This window comes from Pedobacter sp. MC2016-15, assembly GCF_026239695.1.
In the GTDB taxonomy this organism is placed as follows: domain Bacteria; phylum Bacteroidota; class Bacteroidia; order Sphingobacteriales; family Sphingobacteriaceae; genus Pedobacter.
Genome location: NZ_JAPIVS010000007.1, coordinates 125,941 through 138,588 on the forward strand (window position 1 = coordinate 125,941; position 12,648 = coordinate 138,588).

Consider the following 12,648-nt stretch of genomic DNA (forward strand, 5'->3'; position numbering starts at 1 on the left):
TTAATAAGCTAAATTTGGACTAAGCCATCTTTCAGTATCGTCCAGGGACATGTTTTTTCTGCGGGCATATTCTTCAACCTGATCTTTAGTGATCTTGCCAAGACCGAAATATCTGGACTGTGGGTGAGCAAAATAAAATCCGCTGACAGCAGCAGTAGGGTACATGGCGAAGCTTTCTGTAAGTCGTATGCCCGTTTCCGCTTCTGCATCCAGTATACTAAACAATATGTCCTTCTCTGTGTGATCAGGGCAAGCAGGATATCCCGGAGCAGGACGGATACCGGCGTATTCTTCCTTGATCAGTTCATCAGCCGTAAGCTGCTCATCTTTTGCATAACCCCAGTATTCTGTACGTACCAGCTCATGCATTCTTTCTGCAAAGGCTTCAGCCAGCCGGTCTGCCAGTGCTTTTGCCATGATGCTGTTATAATCATCATACACGGCTTCAAATTCTGCTACGAGCTCATCGCAACCAATACCAGTGGTGACTGCAAATCCACCGAAATAATCCTGTACACCACTGTCTTTGGTAGCTACGAAATCAGAAAGTGCATAATAAGGCTGTCCCGCAACTTTTTCTGCCTGCTGACGAAGTGTATGGATCGTTACAGGTTTACCTTCTACCTCTAAAAGAATATCATCCCCAACTGAATTTGCCGGCCAGAAACCGATCACGCCGTTTGCCGAGAGTAGTTTCTCATCAACAATTCTTTTCAGCAGTACCTGGGCATCATCGTATAATTTTTTAGCTTCATTTCCGATCTTTTTATCTGTGAAGATCCTCGGATAGCTGCCACCCATTTCCCAGGTATGGAAAAATGGCGTCCAGTCGATATATGGTACTAATTCTTCCAGCGGATAATTAGTAAAGGCTTTTGTTCCCAGGAATGCCGGCGCCGAAGCTACCTGTGCAGGGTCAATCTGGAATCGGTCAGCACGTGCTTCTTCAATAGTTTTGAAGCGTTTGTCTGAACGTTTATTTAAATGCGATTCTCTCGCTTTATCATATTCCTGTCTGACGTTGTCTATGTAGGCGTCGCGGGTTTCTGCATTCATCAGCGTACTGCAAACTGATACGCTTCGGGATGCATCCAGAACATGTATAGCCGGCCCTGAATAGTTAGGAGCTATCTTTACCGCCGCATGAATGCGAGATGTGGTGGCACCTCCGATCAGCAGTGGAATGGTGAAGCCTTCACGTTCCATTTCTTTGGCAAAATGCACCATCTCATCCAGTGAAGGGGTAATTAAACCACTTAAACCGATGATATCAGCATTGATCTCTTTGGCTTTTTTAATGATCTCCTGTGCTGGTACCATTACGCCCATATCAACGATCTCGAAGTTATTACAGGCCAAAACTACGCCTACAATATTTTTACCAATATCATGTACGTCGCCTTTTACCGTAGCCATCAATACCTTGCCGGCGGATGAGCTCTGATCGCCATCCGGATTATCCAGTTTTTCCTGTTCAATAAATGGAAGCAGGTAAGCTACTGCTTTTTTCATTACCCTGGCCGATTTTACTACCTGTGGAAGGAACATCTTGCCGGCACCAAAAAGATCTCCTACGATGTTCATCCCGTCCATCAACGGGCCTTCAATCACATGGATCGGTCGGTCGTATTTTTGTCTGGCTTCTTCCACATCGTCATCAAGATATTCGATAATACCTTTAACGAGAGAGTGGGAAAGCCGTGCCTCTACGGATTCTTTTCTCCATTCCTCATCCTTCACCAACTCCTTGCCCTTGGATTTTACTGTTTCTGCAAAATCTACGAGACGTTCAGTGGCGTCATCCCTGCGGTTGAGCAATACATCTTCTACTTTTTCCAGCAGCTCTGCGGGAATAGCTTCATAAACCTCAAGCATTCCTGCATTCACGATACCCATATCCAAACCAGCTTTGATGGCATGGTACAGGAAGGCCGAGTGCATGGCCTCACGTACAGTATTGTTTCCCCTGAAAGAGAAGGAAATATTGGAAACACCGCCGCTTACCTTTGCGTGAGGCAGATTTTCTTTAATCCATCTGGTTGCATTGATAAAATCGACAGCGTAATTGTTATGTTCTTCCAAACCTGTAGCAACGGTTAAGATATTCGGGTCAAAGATGATGTCTTCAGCCGGGAAACCAATTTCATGCACAAGGATATCGTATGAACGTTTACAGATTTCTATCCTGCGTTCGTAATTATCTGCCTGTCCCTGTTCATCAAAGGCCATTACCACTACGGCGGCACCAAAATTCATAACTTTGCGTGCACTTTCGCGGAACTTATCTTCACCTTCTTTTAAGGAGATGGAGTTGACGATTCCTTTTCCCTGCAGGCATTTCAGTCCGTTTTCGATAACGCTCCATTTGGAGGAGTCTACCATGATCGGCAGTTTGGAAATATCCGGTTCTGAAGCGATCAGGTTGAGGAATTTGGTCATTGCTGCCTCGGAATCAAGCATCCCTTCATCCATGTTAACATCGATCACCTGTGCACCGCCTTCTACTTGCTGACGGGCAACAGTAAGTGCTGCTTCGTAATCGCCGCTAAGGATAAGCTTGGAGAATTTAGGTGATCCGGTGATGTTTGTTCTTTCGCCGATGTTGACGAACATGCTTTCGGGGGTGATGGTTACGGGTTCTAAACCGCTGAGACGCATGTATTGAGGAAGTACTGGTATTTTTCTTGGGCTAATGTTTTTTGCTTTGGCAGCTATGGCGGCAATATGGTCTGGCGTCGTGCCACAACAACCACCTACAATATTCACAAATCCATGCTCTATAAAGTCTTCAACAAGTGTTGCAGTTTCATCAGGAAGTTCGTCATAAGCACCAAATTCATTGGGCAGACCAGCATTGGGATAGGCTGAAACATAACATCCGGCTTTGGCCGAAAGTTCTTCAATATGTGGCCTCATATCTTTGGCACCCAAAGCACAGTTGAAACCTATGCTCAGCGGTTTGGCATGCACGATAGAGTTTAAAAATGCTTCAGCAGTTTGTCCTGATAAAGTTCTTCCTGAAGCATCGGTAATGGTACCGGAGATCATGATCTCTATTTTACGTCCAATGACCTCTTCATATTGTTTAATGGCAAAGATGGCAGCTTTGGCATTAAGTGTATCGAAAATAGTTTCTATCAACAGTAAATCTGCACCGCCATCAACAAGTCCTCTGATCTGCTGGTAATAGGCATCCGCAAGTTCATCAAAGGTGAGCGCTCTGAAACCAGGGTCATTTACGTCAGGAGAAATAGACAGCGTACGGTTTGTAGGGCCCACAGCACCGGCAACAAAACATATCCTTTCCGGATGGGCAGTCATGAACTCATTGACTGCTTCTTTTGCAATTTTTGCGCCTTCGAAACTCATCTCATAATCCAGCTCCTCCATCTGGTAATCTGCCAGGGAGATGCGCTGGGTGCTAAAGGTGTTGGTCTCGATAATATCGGTTCCGGCCTTCAGGTATTCTGTATGTATGGCTTTAATGATATCCGGGCGGGTGATATTGAGCAGGTCATTGTTACCTTTTACATCACAGGGATGATTCTTAAAGCGTTCGCCCCTGAAGTCTTCTTCAGTAAGTACATAACGCTGGATCATTGTGCCCATTGCACCGTCAATTATTAAAATACGTTTTTCGAGCTCTTCTCTAATGTTCATTATCAGGGGTAATCATAGCCATTTCTGTACGTCTATTGTTCTTTGAAAAAACAATGTCATCCAGGAAATTAAATAAACAGGCTTAATCAGAATTCCGGCGGCGGATCGAATTACTTATCTTTCAGGAGCGCCTTTAACTGCTCGAGTAGAATGTAGCACCTTGTAAGCACAGGTTGCTAAGACTTCGCAGGGTCTAATCCCTCCGTCTTTCTTTATAAGCGTGTGCAAAAATGCAATAAAGAAAAATCAATTCCAAAATTTGCCAGGTTAAACCCAATAAAAAAGGCTGCCGAAATATTCGGCAGCCTTTTTTATGCATTTGTAATCTGGATTATTTTCTTCCTCCAAAGATCCTTAACAGGAACAGGAAGATGTTGATAAAGTCCAGATATAAGGACAGTGCACCCATAATAGCCAGTTTCTTAGAATCATCAGCAGCAATAGTGTCGCCGTTTTCCTCGATACCAGCACCGATACGTTTTAATTTCTGAACATCATATGCCGTTAAGGCTGTGAAGATAGCTACTCCGAAAAAGCTCATTACGTAATCGAAACCTGAACTTTTTAAGAACATATTAACGACACTTGCGATGATTAAACCAACTAAACCTACCATTAATATCGGTCCGAATTTACTCAGGTCCGTATCAGTGGTGTATCCAAGAACGGCCATCAGACCAAATATTCCTGCGGCTGCAGCAAAACAACCAATTACTGATCCTGAGGTATAAATCAGCAAGATAAAACTTAAACTCACACCTGTAAGTACTGAATAGAGGATAAATGTACCCAGCAAAGCACCATAAGAAAGTTTGCTCAATCCGGCACTCATTAACAGTACCAATCCAAGCGGAGCAAACATGACAATATAACCTAAAGTAGAAAGTTTACCGGTTTCCATATTAAGCAGATACTGCAACATTTCCGGAGTATTTGCCATGTAAACAGCAGCTATTGTAGAGATGCCCAGTGCCACGAACATCCATAAAAAGACATTAGCAAAGAATTTTTTGGCAACAGTTCCTGTCTGGTTTTCTACGAAAACTGATTTTTCTGACCAGTTGTAATTATTATTGTTATCCATTTTTTTAAAATTTTAATTAAATATACGGGTAATATGCTACATGCAAAATTTATGCCCCTAGTCTTTTTGTCAGAATTTCTTCAACTTTATGGAAAAATTGAAGGGGTTTAAGTGTTCGCCATGCCAAATCGTCCAGCTGTCCGCCAAAATTAATATAGTAGTCTATATTGCTGCTTCTGAACTCTTCGATCACATGTGGATTAAAATTAATACCTGTAATCCATCCGTCTTCTACATCCTGAAACCACTCTTCATAATAACTGTCTTCAGAAGAATGAAAGTTCAGAATGTTTTCACCAATCAGAATGAACTTATTGATGCCCTCATCGATCATCAGCTCCAGGATTTCTCTTTTCAGCAGCATGATGTCATTTGATATTGCATCATTCCATTCACCTATAAACTCAATGATTGCATAATTATGGTCGTAATCTACAAACAGGACTTTGATATATAGAGTACTCGAGCCAAAATCATCCCATTGAGGGTGGATCAGGTAATTGTACAGTTGTTTATCGAAATAAAACTCTGAATATTCCGTATTGAAAAATGGTGAACGGGGATCCTCTGCGGCTATATAATCGTCCCGCCAGCGGTAATATGGTTCTATTTCATGCATACAAGCTCTTATTTATTACTGGCTTCAACAGCTTTCCTTACACTTCCGTAACGGATCAGCAGATCTTCGGCTTTTTGATAATCGATATTTAGTTCATCCATTACCATCTGTGTACCTCTGTCTACCAGCTTATGATTAGTTAACTGCATATCGACCATTCTATTGCCTTTCACCCGTCCCAATTTTATCATTACGGTGGTACTCAGCATATTTAATACGAGTTTTTGAGCCGTTCCTGATTTCATACGGGTAGAGCCGGTGAGAAATTCGGGACCCACGACAACTTCTACCGGGAAGTCGCTGGCTGCAGCAATAGGTCCTCCCTCATTACAAACGATGCATCCGGTTAAAATCCCATTTTCGCGGGCTTTCATCAAGCCTCCGATCACATATGGCGTAGTTCCCGAGGCTGCCAGGCCAATCAGGCTGTCTTTTGAATTGATATTAAATTCCTGCAAATCTATCCATGCCTGAGCATCATCATCTTCGGCATTTTCTACGGCGCGCCTGATTGCCGTATCACCACCCGCAATAATACCTACTACTTCGTCAAATGGAACACCAAACGTTGGGGGGCATTCCGAAGCATCAACTACACCCAGCCGGCCACTTGTGCCTGCACCAATATAAAATAACCTGCCACCATTTTTCATTCTCTGGGTAACAGCTATCGCAAGTTTTTCTATTTGGGGGATACATTTCTCTACTGCAAGAGGAACAGTTTTGTCCTCATTATTGATGCCTTTAAGAATGTCAAGCACTTCCATTTGGTCTATGTTATTGTACTTTGACTCTTGTTCGGTTACACGTATCATAGTCTGTGTTTATTTTTTACGTATCGGTAAGTAAATATGGTTTGATAAAAATCGTCAATTTCTTTTGAATGGTGAAATATGAATAGAAATAGATGAAAGATCAATATAACAAATAGATGAAACAATAATAATCCGGGACGGTTTAATTAGATAATTGACAATGTAATTTTATAGCTTTGTACAATTGCTCATACATGAAACCGACTACCCGTAAAAACTTGCTCATTGCACTTACCTATTCTGTAACATTAATAGGTGGTATGTTCCTGGGCTACAAGTTTTTAAAGGATCAGGGTTTTACCTTCCAGCGCAATGCACAGTTCGCAGACAACAATTCTGAAAAAGTTCATGAAATTATTAATCTGATCAACAGAAATTACGTGGATGAAATTGATGCGGACACGCTCAGTCACCTCGAAATTGACAGTTTGCTTCACCAGCTGGACCCGCATAGTGTTTATTTGCCACCGGTTAAACTTACAGACCAGTCTGAGATGCTGGAAGGCAATTTTGAAGGTATCGGAATAGAATACTATATCCTGAAAGATACTTTGCTGGTTACGCAGGTTTTTAAGGATGGCCCTGCAGAATCTGCGGGATTGAAGCTGGGGGATAAGATCATTAGGATAGACAGCGTGTTTGTTAGCGGCCGTCATTTGAAAAGAGAACAGATGATGGGCAGAATCAAAGGGCGCAAGGGTACCTCAGTACATTTACTGATCCTGCATCCCGGTGCTGGTCGCCCGGTTGAGATGGCCGTAAAACGAGGCCGTGTAAATGTAAGCAGCATTGACGCAGCCTACATGGTGAATGCCGATGCAGGATATATCCGTATCAGTGAATTTGGGGCCAATACCGATAAAGACTTTGTTGAGTCGGTACGGACACTAAAACAGAGAGGTATGAAAAAACTGATTCTCGACCTTCGTGATAATGGGGGAGGATATCTCACTGCAGCAACAGGTCTTGCCAACCAAATTCTTCCTGAAAATAAACTTATCGTATATACTGAGGGCAAGCATGAACCTCGCACTGATTACATAGCTACAGGCGGAGGAGAATTTGAGGATGGTAAACTTGCCGTGCTCATCAATGAGAACTCTGCCTCTGCCAGTGAAATCCTTGCCGGTGCGGTGCAGGATCTTGACCGCGGAATCATCATTGGCCGCCGTTCCTTTGGAAAAGGCCTTGTACAGGAACAGTTTCCATTTGGCGATGGCTCAGCTTTAAATTTAACAATAGCCAGATATTATACTCCCTTAGGTCGTAGTATACAAAAATCATACAAAAGGGGATATACAGCGTATCAGAATGAAATTGAAGAGCGCTTCAATGATGGGGAGCTAACTGAAAAACCACTGGGTTCCAGAGACAGCCTACAGAAAAACCTGGCTTTTATTACCGGATCGGGTAAAAAGGTTTTTGCCGGAGGAGGTATACAGCCTGATATATATGTAAAGATGGATACCGCTGGGATCAACAAGTTTTACAGCCTGATGATGGATAAGAGGGTACTGTTCGACTATGTGTTTGATGTGTTAGCCAACCGTTACACAGCTACTTTCCTGGAACAGAACCTGAGTACCTTCAGTATCAGTGATGCTGATTACAGAGACTTTGTGCGCTACGTGCAATCCAAGAATATAGTGATTGATAACAGGCAGCTGATTGCTTCGAAATCAGTAGTTTACAATGACCTGAAAGCCCTGCTATACAAATATCATCTTGGTGAATCCGGATATTATAAGGCGCTGAACCTGAATGATAATATGATAAAGCAGGCTCTTACGAGCCTGCAATAATCTTATTTCTGTCTGAAGTAAATCTGAATAGGTACACCGCTGAAATCAAAATTCTCACGAAGTTTGTTCTCGATAAAACGTTTGTACGGTTCTTTAATATACTGAGGTAGGTTACAGAAGAATGCAAACATCGGTGATGAAGCATTGATCTGTGTTACGTACTTTACTTTGATATATTTCCCTTTCAGTGCCGGCGGAGGATAGTTTTCAATAATCGGCAACATGACATCATTCAGTTTTGAGGTAGGGATCTTTTTACCTCTGTTCTGATATACTTCGAGAGCAGTTTCTACTGCTTTGAAGATACGTTGTTTGCTGATTACTGAAGTAAATACAATTGGTACATCAGTAAAAGGCTGAAGTTTCTGACGGATCTGATCCTCAAAAGCTTTCATGGTTTTATTATCTTTTTCTACCAGGTCCCATTTGTTGACCAGGATCACGATACCTTTTTTGTTTTTCTCTGCAAGGTGGAAAATGTTCACATCCTGCGACTCCAGACCTTCCATAGCATCTATCATCAGGATGACTACGTCAGCTTCTTCCAGTGCTTTAATGGTACGCATAACAGAGTAAAATTCGATGTTCTCTTTTACCTTGGTTTTTTTACGCAAACCAGCCGTATCAATGAACATAAACTCATGGCCAAACTGATTATAGTGGATATGAATAGAGTCACGCGTGGTTCCTGCAATAGGAGTAACGATATTTCTCTCCTGGCCCATCAAAGCATTGATCAATGAAGATTTACCAACATTTGGTCTGCCTACAATGGTTAATTTTGGTAATCCGTTGTCTTCAATGACATCATCTTCAAAGTGTGAAACCACTTCATCAAGCAGATCTCCGGTTCCGGAACCCGTCATGGAGGAGATAGAATAGATCTCTCCAAGTCCGAAGCCATAAAATACAGCAGCATCATTTTCAAGGGAAGTATTGTCTACTTTATTTACGACGATGAAAACCGGTTTTTTGCTTCTGCGCAAAATCTGGGCTATTTCATCATCAAGATCTGTTATTCCTGTAACAACATCTACCATAAACAGGATTACTGATGCCTCTTCAATGGCAATAATCACCTGTTCGCGGATAGCTGCTTCAAAAACATCTTCAGAATTTGCTACATAACCACCAGTGTCGATAACTGTAAATTGTTTGTCGGTCCACTCAGCTACACCGTAATGACGATCGCGTGTTACACCGCTGAAATCATCAACAATAGCTTTACGACTCTCAGTTAAGCGGTTAAAAAGGGTAGATTTGCCTACGTTTGGTCTTCCGACGATTGCGATAATGTTTGCCATGTGTTGTTAATTGTAGTAATTATTAAGGGGTTGCAAAGGTAGGTTTAATTTTCGTACCCGAAACTTTTTAAATAGTTCTTTTTACTTCTCCAGTCGGGAATCACTTTTACAAAGGTTTCGAGGAATACTTTTTGTCCCAGAAATCGCTCCACATCCTTACGTGCTTCAGTACCAACCTTCTTAAGCATAGAGCCTCCTTTACCGATCAGAATATTTTTTTGTGAGTCTCGTTCTACAATGATCTCCGCGCTGATGCGTGTGATTTTTTCTTCTTCCTTGTAGGAAGTGATCACTACCTCAGTACTGTAAGGAATTTCCTTCTGATAGTTATTAAAGATTTTCTCCCTGATGATTTCCGATACAAAGAAGCGCTGGGTTTTATCAGTAAGTTCTTCTTTATCATAATAAGCAGGGTGTTCAGGAAGATATTCGAGCACTGTTTCGAGTATACCGTCCAGGTTATATTTATGCAAAGCTGAAATTGCATAGATATGCTTTGGTTTCAGCAGCTCCTGCCAATAAGCCTGTTTTTCATCTACCTCTTCCTGGCTGGCTCCGTCGATCTTATTGATCAGGACAATCATAGGAATGGTCGTGTTGATGATTTTTTCGAGTACATCATTTTCATCATGCTGCTCATTTACATCCGTTACAAACAAGATGAGGTCGGCATCACTCAATGCGCCTTTTACAAAATTCATCATGGAATCCTGTAGTCCATAGCGTGGTTTTATGATCCCCGGGGTGTCAGAAAAAACGATCTGATAATTTTCTTCATTCACAATTCCCAGAATGCGGTGACGTGTAGTTTGGGCTTTTGGAGTGATGATCGATAGTTTTTCCCCTACCAGGGCGTTCATTAAGGTAGATTTACCAACATTTGGCTTACCTATGATGCTTACAAAACCTGCTTTATGCGACATTGAATATTTTTTAAAATAAATTTGCATTGCAAAGAAACGAAATATATCTTTGCAGACCAATTTAAAACAAAGGAAGATTGATTCTTTAACTGATTTAAGTTGATATAAAGTGCGGGGTGGAGCAGTTGGTAGCTCGTCGGGCTCATAACCCGAAGGTCATCAGTTCGAGTCTGGTCCCCGCTACCTGGAGAAGCAGCATCTGCAAAGGTGAGTCGCTTCAAAAAGGCCCGTTCGTCTACCGGTTAGGACGCCAGATTTTCATTCTGGAAATAGGGGTTCGATTCCCCTACGGGCTACACAGAAACGCTAGTTGCACGCTAGCGTTTCTTATTAAAGGCATAGTGCGGGGTGGAGCAGTTGGTAGCTCGTCGGGCTCATAACCCGAAGGTCATCAGTTCGAGTCTGGTCCCCGCTACCTGGAGAAGCGTTTAACTTGCAAAGGTTAAACGCTTTAATCTAACGGCCCGTTCGTCTAGGGGTGAGGACGCCAGATTTTCATTCTGGAAACAGGGGTTCGATTCCCCTACGGGCTACTTGAAAAGATCAAGAGGTTAAAGGCCAAAAAAAACATAGTGCGGGGTGGAGCAGTTGGTAGCTCGTCGGGCTCATAACCCGAAGGTCATCAGTTCGAGTCTGGTCCCCGCTACCTGGAGAAGCAGCATCTGCAAAGGTGAGTCGCTTCAAAAAGGCCCGTTCGTCTACCGGTTAGGACGCCAGATTTTCATTCTGGAAATAGGGGTTCGATTCCCCTACGGGCTACTTCGAGGAGAGCAGTTATCATTTGATGGCTGCTCTCTTTTTTTATAACCCATATAGCATATTTCCCTCGAATATTTTATGTTTAGTCACTTACTTTTTATTAAATAAGGATTAACTATCGTAATCTCAGAGCTTATAGCTCTTAATATTTTATGATGTTGTTTCTCTTTTGTCCGTAGTACATCGTTAAAGATGTTTTTAAAAGAAAACATTAAACTATAAACTTCTTTGTATTATTTATATAGACAATATTGTATCTTTAAATTTAAAGTTATAATTTTTGGAAAATATTATAATATATGGCTAAAACATGCGTTGTTATCTGCCTTCTATTGATCTCATGTCAACTCAAGGCACAGCAGTTCGGGCTGTTTAATACGAACACCTTATTTGATGCTTTTGAAAATCCCGCTCAACGAGCATTTATCCATGATGATTCCCGTCAGTTTGCTTCTAACTTTTTGCTACCTACAGTCGGAGCTAATGCCGGCAACCGGGGAGACGCGAGTTATGCGCTCCAAAGAAAGCTAAATGACGGCGCCATTGACACCAGAGATATTCCGGTTGGTACAATCAGACGAAATAAGTTATATGGTTCATCAAATGTGTACCTGTTAGCTTTCAGAACCAGCCCTTTTTATCAAAATAATAAAGAATTGGGATTCTCCTGGCAGGTACGCGCGGATGTTTATGCTGATTATAGCAATGAAACTATTGTGGCGCTAAGAAATTACACCAGGTTCAATACTTCACTGGATGAGCCTTTTAATGGAAATGGCTATGGACAGTCTTATCATCAGTTTAGTGCAAATTACAGGGTAGACTATGGCGATGGCATTGCTGTTGGTCTGAAGTTGGGACTGCTGAGCGGTATTACTTATAACAAGGCTGAGGTTACGCAATCCAGCTTAACCGTGGCAGCTGACCAGTTGGATGTGAGGCTAAGTGAAAAGTATAGAGCCAGTTTTCTGCTGACGGAGGAGCTGGAGCGGAAGACGCTGCTGCCGGATTTTAAAAATCCTGGTATTGCCCTAAGCTTTGGTGCAACCTATACATCACCTTCTGATGTATTTATCATGGCGAATATTAAAGACCTGGGTTTTATCCGCTGGAATAAAAATTCCAGTAATGTAATCTTGAATAACGACCTGATTACTTTGGATGCGAGGAATACTGGCGTTACAAAAGACTTTCAGCGTAAGGTTGTAGATCTACTCAAATTGAAGAACCAGCATAAAGGTTTTTATACTGCCACCAATTCAAAGATCGATTTCCTGATTTCAAAGACATATAATTTTTACAGCCCCGATCTGATCATTTCCAAGAATTTATTCTACAATGGGGCTGATGTGGTTCTGGTTAATAATTTCAAGGTGGAAGAATTCACATTTAGTGTTTCGCCCGCATTTAATATGAACCAGTTTCTCCTGATTGGCGTGCAGGGTCTATACCAGTCGGCCAACTTTGAATTTTTCGCAGGTACTGATAACCTGCTGAAATCAGCAGTAATTTTTAACGATGCCAGCTTTTCGCCCAAGGGAACAATAGGCGCTTCAGTTTATATGGGGGTAGGGATCAAATTCGGGCACAATGCAGCTTTGCGTTAATAAATGCTAAAAATTCTTGATACTTTTGACAGAGCATACGCTCAATTGTACTGAGGTTTAACATTTAAATAAGCG

General features: G+C 42.0%; 8 protein-coding genes, 6 tRNA genes and 1 riboswitch. Of the genes, 8 read left to right on the forward strand and 6 right to left on the reverse strand.

Features of this window, described 5'->3' with window-relative positions; genetic code table 11:
* The 4 genes from metH to murQ form a co-directional block, all read right to left on the reverse strand.
* Nucleotides 1-3,660, reverse strand: coding sequence for a methionine synthase (metH, locus tag OQY15_RS19260; RefSeq protein ID WP_265793562.1), 3,660 nt, complete (start codon nt 3,658-3,660; stop codon nt 1-3).
* A 111-nt stretch (nt 3,661-3,771) separates the two neighbouring features.
* Nucleotides 3,772-3,881: riboswitch (SAM riboswitch) on the reverse strand.
* 110 nt (nt 3,882-3,991) lie between these two features.
* On the reverse strand, nt 3,992-4,744 hold the full coding sequence (locus tag OQY15_RS19265; RefSeq protein WP_265793563.1) for a Bax inhibitor-1/YccA family protein: 753 nt from the start codon (nt 4,742-4,744) through the stop codon (nt 3,992-3,994).
* A 49-nt stretch (nt 4,745-4,793) separates the two neighbouring features.
* Nucleotides 4,794-5,363 (reverse strand): hypothetical protein, encoded by a 570-nt coding sequence (locus tag OQY15_RS19270; RefSeq protein WP_142527356.1) that lies wholly within the window; start codon nt 5,361-5,363, stop codon nt 4,794-4,796.
* 8 nt (nt 5,364-5,371) lie between these two features.
* Entirely contained in the window at nt 5,372-6,178 is an 807-nt protein-coding gene (gene murQ, locus OQY15_RS19275) for an N-acetylmuramic acid 6-phosphate etherase (protein WP_265793564.1), read from the reverse strand.
* A 194-nt stretch (nt 6,179-6,372) separates the two neighbouring features.
* Between murQ and OQY15_RS19280 the strand changes: the two genes are divergently transcribed.
* Nucleotides 6,373-7,980, forward strand: a complete 1,608-nt coding sequence (locus OQY15_RS19280; RefSeq protein ID WP_265793565.1) for a S41 family peptidase — start codon at nt 6,373-6,375, stop codon at nt 7,978-7,980.
* A gap of 2 nt (nt 7,981-7,982) precedes the next feature.
* Here the strand turns inward: OQY15_RS19280 and der are convergent, their stop codons facing one another.
* Both der and era read right to left on the reverse strand, forming a co-directional pair.
* Complete coding sequence (gene der, locus OQY15_RS19285; RefSeq protein WP_265793566.1) at nt 7,983-9,284, reverse strand: ribosome biogenesis GTPase Der; 1,302 nt, start codon at nt 9,282-9,284, stop codon at nt 7,983-7,985.
* A gap of 44 nt (nt 9,285-9,328) precedes the next feature.
* Nucleotides 9,329-10,207: a GTPase Era gene (gene era, locus OQY15_RS19290; protein ID WP_265793567.1), complete on the reverse strand. Its 879-nt coding sequence runs from the start codon at nt 10,205-10,207 to the stop codon at nt 9,329-9,331.
* A gap of 110 nt (nt 10,208-10,317) precedes the next feature.
* On the opposite strand from era, the gene OQY15_RS19295 reads away from it, so the two are divergent.
* From OQY15_RS19295 to OQY15_RS19325, 7 genes are all read left to right on the forward strand, one after another.
* A tRNA-Met gene (locus OQY15_RS19295) sits at nt 10,318-10,390 on the forward strand.
* Nucleotides 10,391-10,431: 41 nt separating this feature from the next.
* A tRNA-Glu gene (locus tag OQY15_RS19300) sits at nt 10,432-10,503 on the forward strand.
* Nucleotides 10,504-10,549: 46 nt separating this feature from the next.
* Nucleotides 10,550-10,622 (forward strand) — tRNA-Met (locus OQY15_RS19305).
* 46 nt (nt 10,623-10,668) lie between these two features.
* A tRNA-Glu gene (locus OQY15_RS19310) sits at nt 10,669-10,740 on the forward strand.
* A gap of 40 nt (nt 10,741-10,780) precedes the next feature.
* Nucleotides 10,781-10,853 (forward strand) — tRNA-Met (locus OQY15_RS19315).
* A gap of 41 nt (nt 10,854-10,894) precedes the next feature.
* Nucleotides 10,895-10,966, forward strand: a tRNA-Glu gene (locus OQY15_RS19320).
* Between the two features lie 299 nt (nt 10,967-11,265).
* Nucleotides 11,266-12,573, forward strand: coding sequence for a DUF5723 family protein (locus tag OQY15_RS19325; RefSeq protein WP_265793568.1), 1,308 nt, complete (start codon nt 11,266-11,268; stop codon nt 12,571-12,573).
* Nucleotides 12,574-12,648 lie beyond the last annotated feature (75 nt).

Bases quoted from the DNA above. Each gene is read 5' to 3' on its own strand.
- OQY15_RS19270 (WP_142527356.1), bottom strand. From the start codon at position 5,363: ATGCATGAAATAGAACCATATTACCGCTGGCGGGACGATTATATAGCC.
- murQ (WP_265793564.1), bottom strand. From the start codon at position 6,178: ATGATACGTGTAACCGAACAAGAGTCAAAGTACAATAACATAGACCAA.
- der (WP_265793566.1), bottom strand. From the start codon at position 9,284: ATGGCAAACATTATCGCAATCGTCGGAAGACCAAACGTAGGCAAATCT.
- OQY15_RS19280 (WP_265793565.1), top strand. From the start codon at position 6,373: ATGAAACCGACTACCCGTAAAAACTTGCTCATTGCACTTACCTATTCT.
- OQY15_RS19325 (WP_265793568.1), top strand. From the start codon at position 11,266: ATGGCTAAAACATGCGTTGTTATCTGCCTTCTATTGATCTCATGTCAA.
- era (WP_265793567.1), bottom strand. From the start codon at position 10,207: ATGTCGCATAAAGCAGGTTTTGTAAGCATCATAGGTAAGCCAAATGTT.
- metH (WP_265793562.1), bottom strand. From the start codon at position 3,660: ATGAACATTAGAGAAGAGCTCGAAAAACGTATTTTAATAATTGACGGT.
- OQY15_RS19265 (WP_265793563.1), bottom strand. From the start codon at position 4,744: ATGGATAACAATAATAATTACAACTGGTCAGAAAAATCAGTTTTCGTA.